Annotated in this window: 18 protein-coding genes and 1 pseudogene; 9 read left to right on the top strand and 10 right to left on the bottom strand. The window is 74.0% G+C overall.

From position 1 onward, the window contains the following. Positions 1-637 (top strand): annotated as a pseudogene (locus ACIQVZ_RS04565) (hypothetical protein); the annotation flags it as partial. An 87-nt stretch (positions 638-724) separates the two neighbouring features. On the opposite strand, the gene ACIQVZ_RS04560 reads toward ACIQVZ_RS04565, so the two are convergent. Both ACIQVZ_RS04560 and ACIQVZ_RS04555 read right to left on the bottom strand, forming a co-directional pair. Then, positions 725-1720: a transglycosylase SLT domain-containing protein gene (locus tag ACIQVZ_RS04560; protein WP_402447199.1), complete on the bottom strand. Its 996-nt coding sequence runs from the start codon at positions 1718-1720 to the stop codon at positions 725-727. Between the two features lie 82 nt (positions 1721-1802). Then, positions 1803-2609 (bottom strand): helical backbone metal receptor, encoded by an 807-nt coding sequence (locus tag ACIQVZ_RS04555; RefSeq protein WP_402447196.1) that lies wholly within the window; start codon positions 2607-2609, stop codon positions 1803-1805. 235 nt (positions 2610-2844) lie between these two features. On the opposite strand from ACIQVZ_RS04555, the gene ACIQVZ_RS04550 reads away from it, so the two are divergent. From ACIQVZ_RS04550 to ACIQVZ_RS04540, 3 genes are read left to right on the top strand one after another with little or no spacing between them, the layout of a single operon-like run. Further along, positions 2845-3957 (top strand): ABC transporter substrate-binding protein, encoded by a 1113-nt coding sequence (locus ACIQVZ_RS04550; protein ID WP_402447194.1) that lies wholly within the window; start codon positions 2845-2847, stop codon positions 3955-3957. 3 nt (positions 3958-3960) lie between these two features. Then, positions 3961-5049, top strand: coding sequence for a FecCD family ABC transporter permease (locus tag ACIQVZ_RS04545; protein WP_402447192.1), 1089 nt, complete (start codon positions 3961-3963; stop codon positions 5047-5049). After that, positions 5046-5933 carry an ABC transporter ATP-binding protein gene (locus ACIQVZ_RS04540; RefSeq protein ID WP_402447190.1) on the top strand — a complete coding sequence of 296 codons (888 nt, stop codon included), beginning with the start codon at positions 5046-5048 and terminating at the stop codon, positions 5931-5933. Before ACIQVZ_RS04545 ends, ACIQVZ_RS04540 begins: the two co-directional genes overlap by 4 nt. Here ACIQVZ_RS04540 and ACIQVZ_RS04535 read toward each other — a convergent pair. The 4 genes from ACIQVZ_RS04535 to ACIQVZ_RS04520 all read right to left on the bottom strand — a co-directional run bounded on the left by ACIQVZ_RS04535 (position 5918) and on the right by ACIQVZ_RS04520 (position 10743). After that, on the bottom strand, positions 5918-6958 hold the full coding sequence (locus ACIQVZ_RS04535) for an isocyanide synthase family protein (RefSeq protein WP_350875005.1): 1041 nt from the start codon (positions 6956-6958) through the stop codon (positions 5918-5920). The genes ACIQVZ_RS04540 and ACIQVZ_RS04535 overlap by 16 nt on opposite strands. 104 nt (positions 6959-7062) lie before the next feature. Beyond that, positions 7063-8433, bottom strand: coding sequence for a cytochrome P450 (locus ACIQVZ_RS04530; protein ID WP_402447186.1), 1371 nt, complete (start codon positions 8431-8433; stop codon positions 7063-7065). A 112-nt stretch (positions 8434-8545) separates the two neighbouring features. Next, positions 8546-9919 carry an MFS transporter gene (locus ACIQVZ_RS04525; protein ID WP_402447183.1) on the bottom strand — a complete coding sequence of 458 codons (1374 nt, stop codon included), beginning with the start codon at positions 9917-9919 and terminating at the stop codon, positions 8546-8548. A gap of 260 nt (positions 9920-10179) precedes the next feature. Then, a complete protein-coding gene (locus ACIQVZ_RS04520) occupies positions 10180-10743 on the bottom strand; it encodes a sigma-70 family RNA polymerase sigma factor (RefSeq protein WP_363579536.1) in 564 nt (187 codons plus the stop codon). Between the two features lie 55 nt (positions 10744-10798). Between ACIQVZ_RS04520 and ACIQVZ_RS04515 the strand changes: the two genes are divergently transcribed. After that, positions 10799-11068: a zf-HC2 domain-containing protein gene (locus ACIQVZ_RS04515; protein ID WP_402447180.1), complete on the top strand. Its 270-nt coding sequence runs from the start codon at positions 10799-10801 to the stop codon at positions 11066-11068. Between the two features lie 307 nt (positions 11069-11375). Here the strand turns inward: ACIQVZ_RS04515 and ACIQVZ_RS04510 are convergent, their stop codons facing one another. Beyond that, a complete protein-coding gene (locus tag ACIQVZ_RS04510; protein WP_402447177.1) occupies positions 11376-12299 on the bottom strand; it encodes a hypothetical protein in 924 nt (307 codons plus the stop codon). A gap of 244 nt (positions 12300-12543) precedes the next feature. Between ACIQVZ_RS04510 and ACIQVZ_RS04505 the strand changes: the two genes are divergently transcribed. Further along, positions 12544-13794 carry a cytochrome P450 gene (locus ACIQVZ_RS04505; protein ID WP_402447174.1) on the top strand — a complete coding sequence of 417 codons (1251 nt, stop codon included), beginning with the start codon at positions 12544-12546 and terminating at the stop codon, positions 13792-13794. An 87-nt stretch (positions 13795-13881) separates the two neighbouring features. Here the strand turns inward: ACIQVZ_RS04505 and ACIQVZ_RS04500 are convergent, their stop codons facing one another. After that, the gene (locus ACIQVZ_RS04500; RefSeq protein ID WP_350875019.1) at positions 13882-14340 is read right to left on the bottom strand and encodes an Lrp/AsnC family transcriptional regulator; all 459 of its coding nucleotides are present in this window, start codon (positions 14338-14340) and stop codon (positions 13882-13884) included. Between the two features lie 167 nt (positions 14341-14507). Here ACIQVZ_RS04500 and ACIQVZ_RS04495 point away from each other — a divergent pair, with 167 nt between their 5' ends. Both ACIQVZ_RS04495 and ACIQVZ_RS04490 read left to right on the top strand, forming a co-directional pair. After that, positions 14508-15137 carry a LysE family translocator gene (locus ACIQVZ_RS04495; protein ID WP_350875021.1) on the top strand — a complete coding sequence of 210 codons (630 nt, stop codon included), beginning with the start codon at positions 14508-14510 and terminating at the stop codon, positions 15135-15137. Between the two features lie 22 nt (positions 15138-15159). Further along, entirely contained in the window at positions 15160-16662 is a 1503-nt protein-coding gene (locus ACIQVZ_RS04490) for a CoA transferase (protein WP_402447169.1), read from the top strand. A 149-nt stretch (positions 16663-16811) separates the two neighbouring features. Here the strand turns inward: ACIQVZ_RS04490 and ACIQVZ_RS04485 are convergent, their stop codons facing one another. Then, the gene (locus ACIQVZ_RS04485) at positions 16812-17411 is read right to left on the bottom strand and encodes an HdeD family acid-resistance protein (protein WP_350875026.1); all 600 of its coding nucleotides are present in this window, start codon (positions 17409-17411) and stop codon (positions 16812-16814) included. Positions 17412-17648: 237 nt separating this feature from the next. Between ACIQVZ_RS04485 and ACIQVZ_RS04480 the strand changes: the two genes are divergently transcribed. Further along, the gene (locus ACIQVZ_RS04480) at positions 17649-19463 is read left to right on the top strand and encodes an NAD-binding protein (protein ID WP_402447166.1); all 1815 of its coding nucleotides are present in this window, start codon (positions 17649-17651) and stop codon (positions 19461-19463) included. Positions 19464-19585: 122 nt separating this feature from the next. Here the strand turns inward: ACIQVZ_RS04480 and ACIQVZ_RS04475 are convergent, their stop codons facing one another. Further along, a complete protein-coding gene (locus tag ACIQVZ_RS04475) occupies positions 19586-20371 on the bottom strand; it encodes an enoyl-CoA hydratase (protein ID WP_063349877.1) in 786 nt (261 codons plus the stop codon). Positions 20372-20466: the final 95 nt, after the last annotated feature.

Below are 20466 nucleotides of genomic sequence, written 5' to 3'. Positions count from 1 at the left end.
GGAGCCGGTGGTCGAGGTCGAGGCCGTCGAAGAGGCGCCCGCCGTCGCCGTCGTGGAGTCGGTTGAAGCGACCGACGCCATTGAGGACGTGCAGCCGGTGGCTGAGGTTGAGGTCGTCGAGGAGGCGCCCGCCATCGTCGTCGCGGAGCCGGAGACGGTCGAGGAGGCTGCGGAGCCCGAGACGATTGCCGAGGTCGAGGCGGTCGAGGTTCCCGTGGCAGAGGCCGCCGAGCCGGTGGCCGAGGTCGAGGTCGTCGACGAGACGCCTGCCGTTGTCGCGGAGCCGGTGGCTGAGGTCGAGGTCGAGGTCATCGAGGATGCGCCCGCCGCCGTTGCGGAGCCGGTTGCCGAGGTCGTCGAGGTCGTCGAGGTCGTCGAGGCCGAGGTCGCGCCCGCCGTCGAGTCCGCTCCCGTCGCCGCCGGTCGGCCCGAGAAGCCGGACTTCACGCCCGGCCGGCCCGTGACCGCCTACTCGGCCGACGAGCTGCTCGCCGTCGTCCGGTGGGTGGACGGTGACGGTGTGGAGCGTACGGCGGACGAACTGCTGCGGGCGGCGATGAAGGAGCTGGGCTTCGCCCGCCTCGGGCCGCGGATCAAGGAGGCGCTGGGCGCCGCCGTCACCGCCACGCGGGGCTGACGTACCAGCGGGGAACCACGGCGAAGGGCCCGGGACGCGAGATCGCGTTCCGGGCCCTTCCGCTGTTTCGCGCGGGTTCGGGGGTTGTCAGCCGGTCTTGGTCCACGGCTGGCCGGTCATCAGCGCCTTGACGTTGGCCACGTACCCCGGGTTGGGGATGACGAGGTTGCCGACGACCTGGCCGGTGGCCGGGTCGGTGACGGCGTTGTAGTGCACGTTGCCCGCTCCGGCGTTGTACGCGGAGATGACGAGGTCGAGCAGCGGCGTCTTGCCGGTGGCCGGGTCAGGGGAGAGGTCGTACTTGCCGTCGAAGGAGGAGTCGCCGTAGTAGGCGACCAGCCAGTCGAGCAGCTGGGTGCCGAGCTGGACGTTTCCGGGGAGGGTCTTCGCGTCGGAGGTGGTGCCGAACTTGCTGTTCATCCAGCTGATCGTGTTCGGCATGATCTGCATGGTGCCGATCCCGCCGTCGCAGGCGAGGATGCCGGACTGCCAGCCGCTCTCCTGCCAGGCGATCGCCTTGACCAGGTTGACGGGCAGCGGCGGGAGCTTGTCGGTGCCGCCGCTGCTGAGGTTGAGCGTGCGGGCCTGGCCGGCGGCGGTGGCGAGGGCGGCGCCGACGGCCTCCTTGGGCTCGTCGGGCTGGGGCTTGCTGGGCTGGCAGCTGCTCTGCAGCGGTGGGACGTGCGGGGTCGGCGGCGCGGGCGGCGGCGGGGGCGCGACCGGGCCGGGCTTGGCGACGGGCACGGGGGCCACGACGGCGGGCTTGGTGACCGGGGGCGCTGTGGTGGGCGCGGCGGGCGGGTTGCTCGGCGCGCCGGGCTTGGTGGTGGCCGGGGCCGGGGTGGTCGGGGCGGGCTTGCTGGACTTGCTCGCGGACGGGGTCGGGCTGTGGGAGGCACTGGCCGTGGGGGAGCCGGTCGGCGTCGGGGTGGCGGTCGCGGACGGGCTCGCGCTCGGCGTCTCGGTCGGTGTTCCGGTGGCGGCGACCGCGGTGGTGTCCGGCGAGCTGTTCTGGTGGTTGTCGGCGTGCTTGGTGCCGCAGCCGGCCAGGACGGCCGTCGAGACCGCCGCAGCCGACACCATGACCAGTGCTCTCCGGGATGCGTTCACTGCCACTGTGGTTCCCCCCACTCGTCACCGGCGGGCCCGGTGAGTGGCGGTCATCCTACGATGTGCTGTTCGCGCCCCCTGTGAACGGGTGGTCCAACGCGTGCGCGAGGACCGTGGGCGCCGCCACCAGGGACGGTCCGTACCAGGTCAGGTGGCGTCCGCTGACCAGCGCCGCCGGGACGCCGGGGAACGCCTCGGGGCCGTCCTGTGTCGTGAAGCGGTACGGCTCGTCCGGGAGGACCACCAACTCGGGTCGGCAGGCGAGCAGTTCGGGCAGTGGGACGGCCGGGTAGCGCTCGGCGTGCCCGGCGTGGACGAGCCGGAGGCCGAGGCGGCGCAGCAGGTCCCCGGCGAAGGTGTCGCGGCCCAGGACCATCCACGGGCGGCGCCAGACCGGAACGATCGCCCGCGGGCCGTCCGGCGGGCGCCGGACCGGGGCCCACGCTGCCTCGGCCCGGTCCAGCCAGTCCGGGCGCGGAAGCGCGCAGGCGGCGGTGAGCAGCCGGTCGAGCGAGCGGAACGCGTCGTCCAGGGTGCGGATGTCGGTGACCCAGACCGGCAGGCCGGCCGCCCGCAACGCGTCCAGGTCGGGGCGCCGGTTCTCCTCGTCGTTGGCGAGGACGAGGTCCGGGGCGAGTGCGAGGATGCCCGGCACGTCCGGGTTCTTGGTGCCGCCGATCCTGGTGACCGCCAGGTCGGCCGGGTGGCTGCACCAGTCGGTGGCGCCGACCAGCAGCCCGGGGGCGGTGGCGGCGACCGCCTCGGTCAGCGACGGCACCAACGACACCACCCGGCGCGGCGGGAGCGGGCCGAGCCGGACGGGCAGGTCGAGATCGTCCCGCAAGACGGTGGGGTCGGCCATCCGGCCACCCTACGCCGGGGGTTCGCGGACGGGCAGCCGACGGGCGGCGGATGGGTGAGGGGCGGACGGGCGGACGGGTGGGTGGCGGATGGTGGATGGCGGGTGGGCGGACGGCGGGTGAACGGGTGCCGGGCGGCGCGGAAAAACCCGGGAACCCCTCGGACGCTCCGGCCGACTACCTGATCCGGGTTCGCAGGACGGGCCCCGAGCACGATCACCGACCAGGAGAATTGTCATGCGCCCTCGCGTTGTCTGCGGAATCGCGGCTGCCGTCGCCCTGTTCGCCACGGCCTGCGGAAGCGGCGCCGGAAGCAGCACCGGAAACGGCGGCGGGGGAGGCGGAGAGCGCGGCACGGCCGGCGTCGCCCAGACCGCCCCGGCCGGCGGCTACCCCGTCAAGGTGGCCGACTGCGCGGACCGGGAGACCACCATCGCCAAGGCTCCCGCCAAGATCGTCACCAGCAACGCCGCCGCCCTGGAGATACTGCTCCAACTCGGCGCGGGCGACCGGGTGATCGGCACCGGCTTCCCGCCCGGCAAGGGCACCCTCCCGCCGGCCCTGGCCGAACAGGGCGCCAAGGTGCCGGTGCTCGGCGACAAGATCATCCCCAAGGAGAAGCTGCTCGGCTCCGGCGCCGACCTCTACGTCGACACCTTCGGCGCGATGCCGATGATGGGCGGCGGCGCCACCGGGCCCAGCGAGGAGGAGTTCGCGGCGGCCGGCATCCAGCACGTCTACCTCCTCTCGACCGCCTGCGCCGGCACCCCCAAGGCCGCCAAGGCGCCGCGCACCGACCTGTCCGGGGTCGAGAACGACATCCGCCGCCTCGGCGCGGTCACCGGCACGGCCGCCCGTGCGGAGGAGCTCGTCACCGGGATGGAGAAGCAGATCGGCGAGGTGCGCACCGCCCTCGCCGGCGTCGCGGAGGCGCAGCGGCCCGGCTACTTCGTCTTCGACTTCGACGCCGGCACCAAGCAGCCGGTGGCGGTCTGCGGCCGGCAGGTCGCCAACGCGGTGATCACCCAGGCCGGCGCCCGCAACGTGTTCGCCGACTGCGACGCCGACTTCAAGCCCGGCTCCTGGGAGGACGTCGTCGCCAAGAACCCGGACTGGATCCAGCTCGCCGTCCGCAACCGGGGCAGCGAGGAGGCCACCCGCAAGGCCTTCGACGACGCCGAGGCGTTCCTGCGCGGCTTCCCCGCGACCCAGGGCCTGAAGGCCGTTCAGGAAGGCCACTTCGTGCGGCTCGGCTCCGAGGTCACCACCATCGCGGGCGTGCGCAACGCCGACGCCGTCCGGCAGATCGCCGCCACCGTCCACCCCGATCTCGTCAAGAACGGGCAGTAGACGGTGACGTCGGCCGTCTCCGTCGAACGGCGCGACGCGCCCCGCCCGGTCCGCACCCTGCGGGCCGGGCCGCTGGCCGTCGCGCTGACCGCCGCCCTGGTGCTCGCGTTGACCGCCGCCGTGTCGTTCGGCGCGGTGGACATCCCGCCCGGCGAGGTCTGGTCGGTGGTCGCCCACCACCTCACCGGGCGGGCCCCCGAACCCGGCACCCGCGACCTCATCGTCTGGCAGCTGCGCGTCCCGCGCGCCCTGCTGGCGGCGACGGTCGGGGCCGGGCTCGGCCTCGTCGGCACGGCCGTGCAGGCACTGGTCCGCAACCCGCTCGCCGACCCCTACCTGCTCGGCATCTCCTCCGGCGCCTCCCTCGGGGCGGTCGCCGCGATCGTCCTCGGCACCTCGCTCGGCCTCGACCTCGCCTTCGGCAGCGCGCTCGGCCTCACCGTCTCCCTGGCGGCCTTCGCCGGCGCGCTCGCCGCGTTCTCCCTGGTCTGGCTGGCGGCCCGGCGCGGCGGCGGCTTCTCCCCGCTGCGCCTGGTCCTCGCGGGCATCGCCATCGCCCAGTTCCTCGGCGGCATCACCAGCTACCTCGTCCTGCAGACCCGCGACGAGCAGCAGACCCGCGGCGTGCTGTTCTGGCTGATGGGCAGCCTGGGCGGCGCGGTCTGGGCCCAACTCGCCGTCCCCGCCGTCGCGGTGACGCTCGGGCTGGCCCTGCTCCAGGCCCGTGCCCGCGGACTCAACGCGATGCTCATGGGCGACGAGACGGCCGCCGGGCTCGGCGTGGACGTCACCCGGCTGCGCCGGGAGGTCTTCGTCGTCACCAGCGTGCTGACCGGCGTGCTGGTCGCGGTCTCCGGCGCGATCGGCTTCGTCGGACTGATGGTGCCGCACGTCTGCCGCCTGCTCGTCGGCGGCGACCACCGGCGCCTGCTGCCGCTGTCCGCGCTCACCGGCGCGCTGCTGCTGGTCGTGGTCGACACCGTGGCCCGCACCGCGCTGGACGGCCAGGAACTGCCGATCGGCGTGGTCACCGCCGTCCTCGGCGCCCCCACCCTGCTCTACCTGCTGGACCGACGACTGGAGCGCACGTGAGGATCGCCGTCGAGGACCTGAGCGTCACCCTGTCCGGGCGGGCGGTGGTGGCCGGCGTCCACCTGGTCGCCGAAGAGGGGGAGATCGCCGGCCTGGTCGGGCCCAACGGCAGCGGCAAGTCCAGCCTGCTGCGGACCGTCTACCGGCACCTGCGGCCGAGTGCCGGGCGGGTGCTGCTGGCCGGGCGCGACCTGGCCGGGCTGCGCCCCGCGCAGTCCGCCCGGCACATCGCCGCGCTGCCGCAGGAGCGGGGCGGGGACTTCGAGTTGAGCGTCCGCGAGGTGGTCGCGATGGGCCGCACCCCCTACAAGCGGTCGTTCGCGGCCGACGACGCCGAGGACCACCGGATCACCGCCGACGCGCTGGCACGGGTCGGCATGGCGGACGCCGCCGACCGCCGTTTCGCCCAACTGTCCGGGGGCGAACGGCAACGGGTGCTGCTGGCCCGCGCGCTCGCCCAGCAGCCGGACGTCCTGGTGCTGGACGAGCCGACCAACCACCTGGACGTCCGCCACCAGGTCGAACTCCTCGCCCTGCTGCGGGACCAGCGCCGTACCACCCTGGTCGCGCTGCACGACCTCAACGCCGCCGCCTCCGTCTGCGATCGGCTGCACGTCCTGCACCGCGGCGCCCTGGTGGCCTCCGGGGCGCCGCGCGAGGTGCTGACCGCGGAGCTGCTGGCCGAGGTGTTCGGCGTCCGCGCGGCGGTGGTCGAACACCCGCTCACGGGCGACCCGTTGATCGCCTTCGACCACCGCACCCCGGCCGTCCCAGCCGCCCCGGCCTTGGTGGAGAGCGCCGGGGCCGGGGCGGATGCTGGTGGGGCCGGGGTCGAGGGGGTGCGGGCCGCCGAGGTGGGGCCCGCGCGTCAGAACGCCTCGTAGTGGCTCGGCCGGCCGTCGAGTTCGACCAGCCGGCCGCGCTGCGCGGCCTCCTCGCTGCGCAGCAACTCCCATTCACCGTCGGCGCGGTGGAGAACCGACGAGTGCCAGGGCGTCATCCAGGCGTCGGCGGCCTCCAGCAGCCGGATGCCGAACTTCGGCGCGCCTGCGGGCTGCGGGTGGATGGAGAGCCGGACCGACCGGGGGTGCTGCTCGGCGATCAACTCGCCCCAGGCTCGGCTGCGCTGGATCACCCCGTACGCGCGGCGGCGGCAGTCGCGCTGCAGGGCGGAGCGGGTGCCGGTGAAGCCGACGGTGTCGTCGGTCAGGAAGCGCGTGATGCCGCGGTAGAGCCGCAGGGTCTCCTCGTCCGTCAGCACCAGCTCGCGCAACTCCTCGACGCTCGGCGCGTACTGGGCGTGCACCCGGGCGCGCTTGTCGTCGTACGGCAGGTCGCCGAGGACGTCCCGCAGGTCGAAGGTGGCGAGGTGGGCGAGGCCCTCACGGGCGATCATCGCCGTCAACTCGTCGGAGTACTCGTCGATGTGATCGTCGGGGACGTGGACGAGGTCGCCGAAGATGTGACCGTCCGAGCAGATCAGGATCCGTGCGCCGGGCTCGTAGTGCCCGCCGATCTCCGCGCAGAGCCCGTCGAGGAAGGTGAGCGACAGCCGTTCGCCCTCGTCGGGCAGGTGGCTGAGCACCTTCGCGGGGTTCGGCGACTTGCAGGGGAAGCCGGGCAGGGTGAACAGGATCGGGTCGCCTGCGGTGATGAAGTCCGTCAACTGGGCCAGCTGGAAGGGGAAATGCTCGGGATCGGCGTTCAGCCCCGGGTCGGATGCGCGGCGGTTCGGCAGGAGCAGGCCGAGGATCCGGGCGGCGAGCCGCGCGGCGTCCTGCGGGTGGGCGCCGACCCCGGTGTTCGCGGGCGCGGGCGTGGGCTCGGGCGCGGGCCCGGGTGTGGGTGTGGGCGCGGGCCCGGGTGCGGTGTGGTGGTGGCGGGCGGAAACGGTGCCGGCGGGCGGCATGGTGGTCCTCCGTGGAAGGTGGTGCGGGCGTGGAGCGGACGCCGGGCGGACGTCGGCGGCCGGTCGCGGCCGCGGGGTGTTCGCAGGGTGGCCGGGGCCTCGGCTCAGACGCGCCGGTCGTAGTCGACGGGCAGCCGGTTGACCCCGCGCGCCAGGACGGCGGGGATCCAGGCGAGGGAGTCCAGGCCCTCGCTGGGCGCCTCGGACGGGCGCAGCCCGGGCAGCCGGGTGAGCAGGGTGGCGATGGCGGTCTGGAGTTCGGCCCGGGCCAGGGCGGCGCCGGGGCAGTAGTGGATGCCGTGGCCGAAGGCGAGATGGGCGTTGGGCGTGCGGTCGAAGTCGAGGCGGTCCGCGTCCGGGAACCGGGTCTCGTCCCGGTTGGCGGCGCACAGCGAGACGATCACCGAGTCGCCGGCCGGGACGGTGGTCCCGAACAGGTCTCCGTCCTCGGCGAGGAAACGCCAGGTGGTGAGCTCGAACGCGGCGTCGTGGCGCAGCAGTTCCTCCACCGCACGGGCCAGCAGTCCGGGGTCGTGGGCGGGCCCCTCGGGGAGGGAGTCGCGCAGCCGGGCGAGCTGGTCGGGGTGGCGCAGCAGGGTGATCAGCATGGTGGTGATCTGGTTGGTGACCGGCTCCTGGCCCGCGACCAGCAGCTGGAACACCATGGAGTCCAGCTCCTCGCGGCTCAACTCGCCCGCGTCGTGGGCGGCGACGAGCCGGCCCAGCAGGTCGGCGCCGACCGTGTCCGGGTCGTGCCGGTCGTGGTCATCGGCGGGGTTCCCGGCGCGCTTGTGGGCGACCACGTCGGCGATGTACGTCTGGAGGCCGCGCAGCCGCGCCTCGTACGCCGGGCGGCCCGGGTCGTGCGGGCCGACGGGCTGTACGACCTTGCCCCAGTCGCGGTCGAATCGCACCGCCAACTCGGCAGGCAGGCCGATCACTTCGGCGAGCACCCGGAACGGGAAGTGCGCCGCGAAGCCGGCCACCAGGTCGGCGCCGCCGGCCTCGGGCAGTTCGTCGACCAGCGTGTCGGCCAGCTCCTGGAAGCGCGGGCGCAACGACTCCACCCGGCGCGGCGCGAAGGCGTCCAGGACGAGCCGGCGCATCGTGGTGTGCTTGGGCGGATCCTGGTGCAGCAGGTGGACCTGCAACTGGGAGTGCTGCGGCTCGGGCATGATCGACGCCAGCTCGCGCCAGTTCTCGTTGCCCAGTGCGTGGTTCTTGCCGAACCGGGGGTCGTTGAGGGTCTCGTGGGCGGCCTGGTAGCCGGTGACCAGCCAGGCGTGGATGCCGCTCGGGAACTCCACCCGGTGCACCGACCCGGCCTCGCGCATGCGCCGGTAGAGCGGGTACGGGTCGCTCTTGTACTCGGGGCCGTACAGCGGTACGGGGTCCGGGAGTTGGTCGTAGCCGTACGGGCAGCGCGGCTCGTCCGTCGGGTGGGCCGGCGCCGGGTCATGGACGGTGTCGGTCATCTGCGGTGTTCCTCCGGTGGTGCGGGCATGGCGGGGTGCGGGCTCTCGGGTACGGGCTCCGGGTGTATGGGCTCCGGGCGGGCGGGCGTCGGGAAGGCGCGGTCCGGCGGTCTCAGGTCCGTGGACGGCGGTGCAGGGCGAGCAGGGCTACGGCCGTCGCCGCGACCAGGGCGGCCAGGGCGATGCCCGCCCGGGTGCCGGTGGTGGCGCGGTCGCCGGCCAGCGCGGCGGCGCCGGCCAGGGCAGGGCCGAAGGCGAAGCCCAGGCTGCGGGCCAGTTGGACGGCGGAGCCCGCGGTGGCGAGCTTCCCGGGGGGCGAGGCGGTCATCACCAGGGCCTGGGTGGGGCCGCCGTTGAGGCCCATCCCGACACCGGCCAGGGCGAGCCGCCAGGCGATGTCGGCGGCGGACCACCCGGTGTCCAGCGGGACGAGCAGTGCCAGGCCGAGGGTGGTCACGGCGGCGCCGGTGAGCGCGGTCGGCCGGGCGCCCCAGCGGTCGGCCAGCCGTCCGCCGACCCGGCCGGCCAGCACCATGCCGAGCGGGAAGGCCAGCATGGTGAGCGCGGTGGCGGTGGCGCTCTCGCCGCCCGGGCCGCGCAGGTGCTGGGCGAGCAGGTAGTGGCAGGCCGCGAAGCCGGCGGCGAGGGCCAGCACCGACGCGTTGACCCCGACGTTGCCGGCGGCCCGCAGGACCTCGGCGACCGGCCTGCCCCCGGGGCGGCGCAGCCAGACCAGCACCAGAGGGGCGGCGGGCAGCGCCAGAAGCAGCCACAGCGGCGCCTCCGGGGCCAGGGTCAGCGCGAGCAGCACGGCGGCGACGGCCGCGCCGATCAGGGCGGCATCGCCGAGCGACGCCCGGTCGGGCGGGCGCAGGCGACCCCGCCGCGGGGCGTACCGGCGCACGATCAGCACGGCGGCCAGGCAGACCGGCAGCTTGATCAGGAAGACCGCCCGCCAGCCGAAGTGGTCCAGCAGCAGGCCGCCGATGACCGGCCCGGTGACGGCGCCGAGCGGGCCGAGCGTGGCCGGGATGCTCATCGCCCGTCCGCGGGACTCGGGGCGGACGGAGGTGGCGGCCAGCACCGGCATCAGGACGAACAGCACCGCGCCGAAGGCGCCCTGGAGGAGTCGGGCGGCGATCAGCCAGCCCGCCCAGGGGGCGAGGGAGGCCAGCACGCTGCACGCGGCGAAGCAACTGACGGCGAGCAGCAACGCCGAGCGGGTGCCCACCTGGTCCAGCCAGCGCCCGGCGGGCAAGAGGAGCGCCACCAGCGGGAGTTGGTAGCCGAGGGTGGCCCACTGGGCGACCCCGGCGGACACGTGGAGGCTGGCCGAGATGTCGGTGAGGGCCAGGTTGACCACGTTCATGTCGAGCATCGCGACGAACGAGAGCAGCCCGGCGGCCACGACCAGGATCCATCGGTCCGCCGGTTCGGCCTGATTGTCCATCAACGTGGCGGCGGCCAGCGGCTGTTGCGCTGCCATGGAGTCCCTCCGTTGCCCGACTGCTGTACCGGACACCGCCTCGGCGGCGGTGTCCGGTACAGCAGTCGGAGGCGCGGGGGCTCCAGTTCCGAACATGTGGGGGAATTTTCGGACGGACGGACGGACGGACGGACGGACGGGCGGGCGGGCGAGGGCGGCGGACAGATGACAACCGACAACTAACAGATAACAGATAACAGATTTCGAAATCTGTTATCTGTTAGTTGTCATCTGTTACCCGCCACCTGCCGTCCGTCCGCTCAGCAGGCCGCTGCGAGTTCCCCGCCCTCGGCCGCGCGGAGCCGGGCTATCAGCTCCTCCCGGGCGCGGGCGACTCGGGAGCGGACGGTGCCGATCGGGCAGCCGGCGACCTCGGCCGCCTCGGCATAGCTCAGGCCGACCACCTGGGTGAGCACGAAGGCCTCCCTCCGCTGGGCGGGCACCCGGTCGAGCAGGTCCCCGAGCGCGACGCCGTCCTCGAACCCGGCCGCCGGTTCGGCCCCCTGCCGCTCCGCCGCCTCCTGCCAGTCCGGCAGCGCCGCGCAGCGCGGTCGGGCGGCGGCCGTCCGGTACCGGTCGATCACCGTGCGCCGGGCGATCGACAGCAGCCAGGTGCGGGCCGAGGAGCGGCCGGCGAACGCGGGCAGGCCGCGCAGCGCGCGCAGGAAGGTCTCCTGTGCGAGGTCGTCGGCGGACTGGACGTCGGTGAGGTGGGCGACGAACCGCCAGACGTCCCGCTGGGTGGCGCGGACGAAGGCCTCGACGTCCGGGGCCCGGCCCGCGCGGGCGGTCAGCGCGAGCGCGGTGAGCTGCTCGTCATCCACGGTGGCCTCCCACCCGGCCGGTCCCACCGTGAGGGCAGTGCGGGACGATGGTCGTATGAGATGCGCGCAGTTCCGTACCGCCCTGTCGGCCCGGCTCGACGGCGAACCGACCGGACTGCCGGATGGCCGGCTGGACGGGCACGTCGCGCGCTGCGCCGGCTGCCGAGCGTGGCTGGAGCGGGCCGAGCAACTGCGCGGCCGCGTCCGGGCGAGCGCCGCCGACGGTCCGTCGGAGGAGTGGTCGGCCCGCTTGCTGGACGGACTCGGCGTGCGAGGTCTCGGGGGCGGTCAGGCTCCGGACGGGCCGGAGGCCGTGGAGCGGTAGGACGGTGGCGCCGGCCCAAGCCGGTGTGCCGTCGTAGTCAGGCATGCGAAGGTCCTGAGGGGAGGGCTGGGAGCGGCGCCACCCGAGGCGGCGCCGTCGGCGTCCATGGGACTTCCGCGCGGCCCGCGGCGTCTCCATGGAGGAGACGGCGGGCAGGCGCGGGTCCGGGCCCTGGCGGCACGGCGGCGGAGGAGCGGCCGAGCGGCAGGGCGACCTGCCCGTCGAGCGAACCCCGTGAGCCCTGCGGTCCCCGGCGGCGGTGGGCTGCCGGGGGCGGTGGGCGGAGGGGGTGGGGACGGCGGGCGCGTCAGCGGGCGAGCGCGAGCACCGGCGGGCCGCGCCGGACCACGGCATGGGTGAGCAGCACCGACCGGGACGGCCGGGTCCGGCCGCCGGTGGGCCGGGGCGCAGCTGGCGGGCGGTAGCCGAAGGGGCGCGCGAAGAGCGCCAGCAGCGGGAGCACCAGCACTCCCGCGACCACGGCGCCGAGCGCGCCGAGCAGGTCGAAGAGCCGGACCAGCGCGGCGTCACCGCGCCACAGCAGCAGCGCGCAGGCCAGCGCGGCGAGCGCGTGGGCGGCGATCATCCCGAAGGACATCCCGTGCGCCATCCCGTGTGCCATGCCGTGTGTCGTCCCGGAGGGCATCCCCGCCATCCCGGCCACGTCCAGCGCCGTCCCATCGGCCGAAGCCGAAGCCGAAGCCGAAGCCGAAGCGGAGAGCGACGTGGAGACCGACGCGGACGTGGCTACCGACACCGGGGCGGAAACCACACCCGCCGCCGTCCCGTGGTGCATGCCCGCCATGGCGTGCAGGCCGTTGGCGGCGGGCGGGACGTCCGGGTCGAGGCCCGCCATGCGGGCCAGGTCGACGGGGGAGAGCCCGCCGGGGATGCGCTCGGGGTTGCAGAGCAGCAGCGCGGCCCAGTCCGTGGTGGCGAGTCGGCCGAGACCGCCGCCTCCCCGGCCGAGCGCCGCGGCCTGTTCGAACAACAGGTGCAGCGCGCTCTGCGTCGCGACCATCCAGACGCTGATTGCGCCGAGCCCGCGCCGCTTGCCGGCGAGCAGCCAGGTCAGACCGAGGACGACCCCGAACACGCCGGCCAGCACCGGTGGTGAGACCCCGGCTCCGGCCATGGCGACGTGCGCCGCGGCGGCCAGCGCCACGCACAGCGCGGCGAAGACCACGGCGCGCAGCAGGCGGATCCGGTCGGTCATCACGATGGCACTCATCGTCGCACCCGCCCCGCCCGGCCCGGACCGCACCCTCCGGTATTGGCCGGTTCCACCCCGTGAGACCATGCCCGGCCCCGTGCCGCCGTGCGTCGAGACACCCGGCCCGGCCACCGCGCCAACCCGTTCGTACGACCATCGGCATGGTTTGACATCGCCCCCCCGCTTGCTCACTAAATGTGCACACCCCGGCACCGACGGTGGCTGTCGGGTGGACGTCGCACACGAAGCAGGAGGCCCGGCCATGGAGACCTCGACCGGCTTGGCGGCCCCCGCCGCCGACCTCTCCGACCCCCGCTTCTGGCAGCTGCCCGCCCCCGCCCGCGCGGCCGCCTTCGCCGAACTGCGCAGACTCCCCGCGCCGGTGTTCTTCGGCGATCCCGCCACCGGCCGGGGCTTCCACGCGCTGGTCCGCCACGCCGACGTGGTCGAGGCCAGCCGCACCCCCGCGGTGTTCCTCAGCGGCCCCGGCGTCACGACCCCGGAACCGCCCCGCTGGGTCCGCCTGGTGTTCGGCGACTCGATGGTCAACCTCGACGACCCCCGGCACGCCCAGCTGCGCAGGATCGTCTCGCGCGCCTTCACCCCCCGGCTGCTCGGCCAGGTCGAGGAGGACATCCGCCGTGTCGCCACCCGCCTGGTCGACGACGTCGAGCGGCGGCGGCCGGAGGACTTCGTCACCTCCGTGGCCGCCGAGCTCCCCTTCCAGGTGATCTGCACCATGATGGGGATCCCGGAACACCCGCGCCGAATGATCCTGGACCAGGTCAACCACGCCTCCGAGAACATCGGCGTGGCCCGCCCGCTGCGCCGCCGGATCCGGATGCCCGGGCGCGGGCTGCTGGCGCTGGCCCGCATGCAGGGCATGGTCGCCTCGATCGGCCATGAGCGTCGCCGCAGGCCCACCGAGGACCTGATCTCCGCCCTGGTCACCGCCGACGTGGACGGCCGCCGGCTCACCGGACGCGAACTCGGCGCGTTCTTCTCCCTGCTGCTGGTGGCCGGCGTGGAGACGACCCGCAACGCGCTCGCCCACGGCCTGCACCTGCTGACCGCGAACCCGGAGCAGCGCGCCCTGCTGCTCGCGGACCTCGACGGAGGGCTCGGCGGTGCGGTCGACGAGATCATCCGCCACGCCACGCCGATCATCCACTTCCGCCGGACCCTCGCCGTCGACCACGAGCTCGGCGGCCCCGGGGGCCCGCTGCTGCGCGCGGGGGAGAAGGTCGCACTGTTCTTCGGCTCGGCCAACCGGGACGAGACGGTCTTCCCCGACCCGGACGCGTTCGACATCACCCGCACGCCCAACCCCCACCTCGGCTTCGGCGGCGGAGGGCCGCACTACTGCATCGGGGCGCACCTGGCCCGGCAGGAGATGAAGGTGCTGTTCCGCGAGCTGTTCGCCCGGCTGCCCGAGGTGCGGTCGGTGGGCGAGCCGGACATCGTGCCGTCCAACTTCGACCACCGGGTCCGGTCGCTGCGCTTCACGTTCTGAGCCCTCTGAGCCTTCCGAACCCTCTGAGCCCTCTGAGCCCTCTGAGCCTTCCGAACCCTCCGAGCCCTCCGAACCCCCGTTCGCGCCCTACCCGCCGATCGGCAGCCCCCGGTCGGCCTTCACCTGCTTCATCGTCAGATGGGAGTTGACCTGCGCGATCCCCGGCAGGCCGGAGAGCACGTCGGTGATGAAGCGCTCGTACGCGACGATGTCGGCCACCGCGATGCGCAGCAGGTAGTCGGGCTCCCCGAAGAGGCGGTGGGCCTCCACCACTTCCGGCAGCTCCGCCACCCGGCGTTCGAACTCGGCGACCGTCACCTGATCCTCGTGACGCATGGTGATCGTGACGAAGGGTTGGAAGCCGCGTCCGACCGCCGTGCCGTCCAGGAGCGCGCGGTAGCCGCGGATCACGCCGTCCTGCTCCAGTTGTCGGACCCGGCGCAGGCAGGGGGAGGGGGTGAGGTCCACCCGTGCGGCCAGGTCGGCGTTGGTCAGGCGGCCGTCCTGCTGGAGCTCGCGGAGGATTCTGCGGTCGATTCGGTCCATGGCGCAATATTCTGCCAAAACGCGGGCCGGGCGAGCAGGAAGTGGCCATCGCGTGCCAGGGCTATCCGGCTACCTTCAGTGACCGAACGCACCGGACAGGTGCCGCGAGGATCTCCGGACCAACGGCCGGGACCCGCCCGAACGAGCACGACAGGTCGCCGCCACCCATGGACACCCACGCCCTCCTCCTCTTCCTCGGAGTCGACCTGCTGCTGGTCTGCACACCGGGGCCCGACTGGCTCTACATCGCCGCCCGAGGCCTCGGCCAGGGCCGGCGCGCCGCCTTCATCGCGGTCGGCGGCGTCTGCGCCGGCTACGCCGTCCACACCCTGCTCTCCAGCGCCGGCCTGGCCGCCGCGCTGCGTGCCGTCCCCGCCGCTCTGCCCGTCCTGCGCCTCACCGGCGCCGCGTACCTGCTGGTGCTGGCCGTCAGCATGCTGCTCGCGCTGCGCAAGGGCGGGGGCGCCACGGCCCTCACCGAGCCCAAGCCGCAGCCCACCGCGACCGTGCTGCGCCAGAGCATGCTGACCGCCCTGCTCAACCCCAAGGGGCTGCTGCTCTACCTCTCCCTGGTGCCGCAGTTCGTCGAGCCGGGCGCCGCGCTGCCGGTCGGCGGGCAGGTGCTCGCCCTCGGCTCGCTCAACGTGCTGGCCTGCGCCGTCGTGTACGGGCTGGTCGCGCACGCCAGCGGACGCCTGGGCGGACGGCTGGGCGGCACCCCCCGCGCGGCGCGCCGGATGACCCTCGTCTCGGCGGTGCTGCTGATGCTGGTGGCGGGCGTCACAGCGAGCGCCTGAGAACGGGAGCACAATGCCGGGCATGACAGAGCGTCCGACCTTCCCCGGTACCCGGCCCACCGATCAGCCCGCGCCCACCGATCAGCCCGTGCCCGCTGAGCAGGTTGCGTCCGCCGAACAGCCCGCCCCCGGCGGGGAACCCGCGGACCGGGCCACCGCCGACCTCTGGGCCGCCCTCGGCGGATCGGCGGACCTGCTGGGGCGGGTCTCCTTCCACGGCCCCGGCGACGTCCTGCCCTCCGGTCTTCCGGTGCGCAGGCTCGCCCGGGCCACCGTGGCCGCCTGCTCGCTGGCCGCCGCCGAACTCGCCGCCCACCGCACCGGCGGCCCGGTCCCCGCCGTCCGGGTGGACCAGGGCGCCGTCGCCACGGCCTTCGTCAGCGAACGCCACCTGACCGTCGACGGCCGCACACCCGTCAGCTTCGCCCCGCACTCCGGCTTCTGGCGCACCGCGGACGGCTGGGTCCGCACCCACGCCAACTACCCGCACCACCGCGCCCGACTGCTCGCCGCCCTCGACCTGCCCGCCGACGCCGGGCCCGAAGAGCTCGCCAAGCTGCTGGGTGAACTGCCGGCGGAGCAGGTCCAGGAGCGGGCGTTCGAGGCGGGGGCGCTCGCCGTGGCCGTCGCGCCGGTCAGTGCCACCGTGCACCCCCTGGTGGAGAGCCGGGTGACCGGCACCGCGCCCGTCCGCCCGCTCGGCGACGCAGGCCCGGAGCGGCCCGCCGCCGGGATCCGCGTGCTCGACCTCACCCGGGTCATCGCCGGACCGGTCGCCACCCGCACCCTCGCCCTGCTGGGCGCCGACGTCCTGCGCGTCGACCCGCCCCACCTCCCCGAGGCCGACGACGCCCACGCCGACACCGGCTTCGGCAAGCGCTCCACCCGTCTCGACCTCGCCGATCCCGCCGATCCCGCCGACCGCGCCGTCTTCGACGGCCTGCTCGCCACCGCCGACGTCCTCGTCACCGGCTACCGCCCCGGCGCCCTCGACGCGCACGGCCTCACCCCCGACGCACTGTCGGCCCGCCATCCCGGCCTGATCGTCGCGCAGCTCTGCGCCTGGGGCTGGACCGGCCCCTGGGCCGGCCGCCGCGGCTTCGACAGCCTCGTCCAGGCCGGCGTCGGCATCGCCGCCCACGAGGCCGGCCCCGACGGCCGCCCGGGCGTACTGCCCGCCCAGGCTCTCGACCACGGCACCGGCTACCTCGTCGCCGCCGCCGTCCTGCGCGCCCTCACCGAGCAGCGCACCGGTCGGCCCGGCGGCCGCCACCTGCGGTTCTCCCTCGCCGGTACGGCCTCGTGGCTGCTGCACGGCATCCCGCCCGAGGCGCCCGCCCCTGCTGCCTCGGCGGAGGGCACTCCGGACACCGAGGCGTACGACCCGGCCCGGTGGCTCGCCGAGACCGACTCCGCCTACGGACGGCTGCGCCACGCCCTGCCGCCCATCGCCTACACCGGCGCGCCCACCGACTGGTCCCGCCCGCCGGGGCGCTGGGGGACGGACGCGCCGGTCTGGCGCTGAGTGCGCGCCGCGCAACCGCCGGCACGGTAGCACCGGTCAGGGACGTCGGCGGCCTCCTGGCCTTCCGCGTGACCTGCGGAGTCGGCCCCCTGGAGACGGACCTGAGGCGTCAGACCTACGGCGTCAAGCCGTGAAGTCGGGTCGTGGAGTCAGACCCCCGCCGGGATCTGCTTGGCCCGGCCGCGCATCTGGATGGCCGTCACGATCTCGATCAGCCCGAGGATCACCAGCCAGCAGCCGGCCAGGACGGCCAACGCCGCGATCGAACCGACCGGCCAGATCAGCAGCAGCACACCGGCCACCGTGTTGGCCGCGCCTGCGAAGGCCTGCCAGCCACGGGCCGGCATCTGCGGGTCGGAGACCGCGGCGGCGAGCTGGGTGATGCCCCGGAACAGCCAGCCGATGCCGATCCAGATCGCCAGCAGGACCAGTGACTGCGCCGCGCTGCGGAAGCAGAGCAGCCCCAGCAGGACGCAGATCGCCCCGCTGATGAAGGCCAGCACCCGCAGCGCGGTGGTCGCGTGGGTGCCGAACGCGGCGACCAACTGCACGATGCCGATGACCAGCAGGTAGAGGCCGAACAGCACGCCCACCACCAGCAGGGTCTCCTTCGGCCAGACGAAGACGACGATTCCGAGGGCCAGCGAGACGATTCCGGCGAGCAGCAGGACCTGCCAGGCGGCCTTGGCGAGCTGGCCGAGCGGACCCTGGACCGGGGAACCGTCGGGGGTGATGATCGGGGAAACCACGGTGGTGCACTCCTCGGGGCCGGGGACGGGCAGGGGCCGAACCCCAGACTGGCCGGGCCACCGCCGACCGGCGCGTCGGGTACGGCCGTTCGGGGGAAGGAAGCAGGTCGGGGGAAGGAGGCAGGTCGGGGGGAACAGGAGAGGGAGGAGACGAATGTTCGATGGAGCGGCTCCGGTGGCCTTCCGGTCGCCGGAACGACATCGTCCGGTCGCCTGCCGTCGATATCATCCGGCGGTATGACTTCTGAAGGGTGGGGGACCCGTTCGGTCGAGCCGGTCAGTCAGCACTACATCGTCTGCGGGGGCAACGCACTGGCCCACCGGCTGGTCCTGGAACTCGTAGAGCACTACGAGGTCCCGGTCGTCGTCCTGGTCGCCGATCGCACCCGCGACCACGCGCCGCAGATCGAGCAACTCCCCGGCGTCGCCGCCGTCGTCGAGTACGCCAGCATCACCGACGAGGCGCTGCGCGAGGTGTCGATCGACACCGCCCGCGGCCTCGCCCTCGTCGAGGGCAGTGACCAGGACAACATCCACGCCGCGCTCAGCGCCCAAGGCCACAACCCGGACCTGCGGATCGTGCTCCGGATGTTCAACCAGCGCCTCGGCGAGAACATCGAACGGCTGCTCAGGAACGGTGCCGCGCTCTCCGGATCCGCAACCGCCGCACCCGCCTTCGCCGCGGCGGCGCTCGGGCGGCCCAACTCGGTCGAGATCGGCGGACGCTTCCTGCACATCGCCTTCGACGACGCCATCACCTCCGACCGGATCTGCGTGGTCGCCGACCACATCGACCGCCAGGACCTCAGCAGGATCCGCCTGCTGCCCGAACAGCGCGGCGACTCGGCCGACTTCGTCCGGCTCGCCAGCGAGTTCGGCGACGACGGGCCGGTCCGTCCCGGTGGCGTCCGCCGCGAAGCGGAACCGGGACCGGCGCCCGAGGAGGAACCGGGCGGCGTGGCCGCCCTCCAGGCGCTGCGCATCGAACCCAGGGAACCGATCAGCTGGGCACGGCGGGCGCGCTGGCGGCTGCTCGACATGATGCGCTTCTTCACCAGCGCCCGGATGCGGCTGGTGCTGCTCACCGCCCTTGCCGCGGTGCTGATGGCCTTCGGCGTGCTCTGGTACCTGAACCGGAACTTCGGCTGGACCATCTACATCTCGCTGCTCGACCTCGCGGGCGCCGCCCAGCCCGACCAACTCGCCGACATCGCCGCCGGGACCGGGACGGGCGGGCTGTGGCAGCGGGTGGCGCAGGTGGTGATCACCATCTGCGGGATCACCTTCGCCCCGGTCGCCACCGCCATCGCGGTGGAGGTGCTCGGCTCCGGGCGGCGCGGGCAGCCCCGCAACCCCGGGGCCGGCACCCGGGACCACGTGATCGTCGTCGGCCTCGGCAACGTCGGCACCCGGGTCGCGGCCCAACTGCACGAACTGGGCGTGCCGGTGGTCTGCATGGAGCGCGACCCGCAGGCCCGGGGCATCGCGGCCGCCAGGGCGCTCGGCATCCCGGTGGTCCTGGGCGACGGCCCGTTCGAGGAGCAGTTGCGCCGCGCCCGGTTGAAGCACAGCCGGGCGCTGGTCGCGGTCAGCGGCGACGATGCCACCAACCTGGAGGCGGCCCTGGAGGCGCGCCACGGGAATCCCGAAGTCCGCGTGGTGGTCAGGCTGTTCGACGACAACTTCGCCGGGCACTTCTACGCGACGCTGGACAACGCGGCCTCGCGCTCGGTCTCCTACCTGGCCGCACCTGCCTTCGCCGCCGCCCTGATGGGGCGCGAGGTGCGCGGGATGCTGTCGGTGTTCCGGCACGTGCTGCTGATCGCCGAGTTGACGGTCGAGGACGGCAGCGGGCTGATCGGGATGAACCGGCACGACCTGGAGGACCCGGGCGGCGTCCGGGTGATCGCCGTCCGGTTCGCCCGCAGCACGCAGTTGCAGTGGAACTTCCCCGACCGCACCCGGCGCCTCACCCCCGGCGACCAGATCGTGGTCGCCGCCACCCGTAGCGGGCTCGCCCGGCTCAACACGGCACTGGTGGACGAGGCGTGACAGCGGCTGACGGATGGCGGCTGACAGCCGACGGATAACAGCTAACAGATTTCAGCTGACGAAATCTGTTAGCTGTTATCTGTTACTTGTCGGCTGTCAGTCGTCTGCCGTCAGCGGCCAGATCACCGGTTGGTGAAGGACGGCGGACGCTTCTCGGCGAAGGCCGCCATGCCCTCCTTCTGGTCCGCCGTGGCGAACGCCGCGTGGAACAGCCGGCGCTCGAAGCGGACGCCTTCGGCGAGGGTCGTCTCGAAGGCGCGGTTGACGCTTTCCTTCAGCATGACCGCCGCCGGGGTGGACATCGCCGCGACGGTCTCGGCCACCGTCAGGGCCTCGGCCAGCAGCTGGTCAGCCGGGACGATCCGGGAGACCAGGCCGGCCCGCTCGGCCTCCTCGGCGCCCATCATCCGGCCGGTCAGGCACAGTTCCATCGCCTTGGCCTTGCCGACGGCCCGGGTCAGCCGCTGCGAGCCGCCGATGCCGGGGATGACGCCGAGCTTGATCTCCGGCTGCCCGAACTTCGCGGTGTCCGCCGCCAGCAGGATGTCGCACAGCATCGCCAGCTCGCAGCCGCCGCCCAGCGCGAACCCGGCCACCGCCGCCACGACCGGCTTGCGCAGCGCGCCGAGCCGGTCCCAGGGGCCCAGCCAGTCGTCCAGGTAGACGTCCGGGAACCGGTTGCCCTGCATCTCCTTGATGTCGGCGCCGGCCGCGAACGCCTTCTCCGAGCCGGTGATCACCAGACAGCCGATCTCCGGGTCCCGGTCGAAGGCGGTGGCGGCCGCGACCACCTCGTTCATCAGCTGGGTGTTCAGCGCGTTGAGCGCCTTCGGCCGGTTGAGCGTGATGAGCCCCACCCGGCCCTTGCGCTCGACCAGGATCGTCTCGTAGGTCTCGGTCTCGGTCATCGCCGTTGACTCCCATTCCGCTGCTCGGCGCCGCGCGGGCGCGCCCTGACCATCCAACGATCTACGACGCGCCCCGCCTCGCGCCAGTCTTGGTA

The sequence above is a fragment of the Kitasatospora sp. NPDC098663 genome, assembly GCF_044760075.1.
GTDB lineage: Bacteria > Actinomycetota > Actinomycetes > Streptomycetales > Streptomycetaceae > Kitasatospora.
Note: the sequence above shows the minus strand (reverse complement) of the source record. Positions and strands in the feature narration are given on the sequence as shown.

Bases quoted from the DNA above. Each gene is read 5' to 3' on its own strand.
- ACIQVZ_RS04560 (WP_402447199.1), bottom strand. From the start codon at position 1,720: ATGGTGTCGGCTGCGGCGGTCTCGACGGCCGTCCTGGCCGGCTGCGGC.
- ACIQVZ_RS04555 (WP_402447196.1), bottom strand. From the start codon at position 2,609: ATGGCCGACCCCACCGTCTTGCGGGACGATCTCGACCTGCCCGTCCGG.
- ACIQVZ_RS04550 (WP_402447194.1), top strand. From the start codon at position 2,845: ATGCGCCCTCGCGTTGTCTGCGGAATCGCGGCTGCCGTCGCCCTGTTC.
- ACIQVZ_RS04535 (WP_350875005.1), bottom strand. From the start codon at position 6,958: ATGCCGCCCGCCGGCACCGTTTCCGCCCGCCACCACCACACCGCACCC.
- ACIQVZ_RS04530 (WP_402447186.1), bottom strand. From the start codon at position 8,433: ATGACCGACACCGTCCATGACCCGGCGCCGGCCCACCCGACGGACGAG.
- ACIQVZ_RS04525 (WP_402447183.1), bottom strand. From the start codon at position 9,919: ATGGCAGCGCAACAGCCGCTGGCCGCCGCCACGTTGATGGACAATCAG.
- ACIQVZ_RS04515 (WP_402447180.1), top strand. From the start codon at position 10,799: ATGAGATGCGCGCAGTTCCGTACCGCCCTGTCGGCCCGGCTCGACGGC.
- ACIQVZ_RS04510 (WP_402447177.1), bottom strand. From the start codon at position 12,299: ATGAGTGCCATCGTGATGACCGACCGGATCCGCCTGCTGCGCGCCGTG.
- ACIQVZ_RS04505 (WP_402447174.1), top strand. From the start codon at position 12,544: ATGGAGACCTCGACCGGCTTGGCGGCCCCCGCCGCCGACCTCTCCGAC.
- ACIQVZ_RS04500 (WP_350875019.1), bottom strand. From the start codon at position 14,340: ATGGACCGAATCGACCGCAGAATCCTCCGCGAGCTCCAGCAGGACGGC.
- ACIQVZ_RS04495 (WP_350875021.1), top strand. From the start codon at position 14,508: ATGGACACCCACGCCCTCCTCCTCTTCCTCGGAGTCGACCTGCTGCTG.
- ACIQVZ_RS04490 (WP_402447169.1), top strand. From the start codon at position 15,160: ATGACAGAGCGTCCGACCTTCCCCGGTACCCGGCCCACCGATCAGCCC.
- ACIQVZ_RS04480 (WP_402447166.1), top strand. From the start codon at position 17,649: ATGACTTCTGAAGGGTGGGGGACCCGTTCGGTCGAGCCGGTCAGTCAG.
- ACIQVZ_RS04475 (WP_063349877.1), bottom strand. From the start codon at position 20,371: ATGACCGAGACCGAGACCTACGAGACGATCCTGGTCGAGCGCAAGGGC.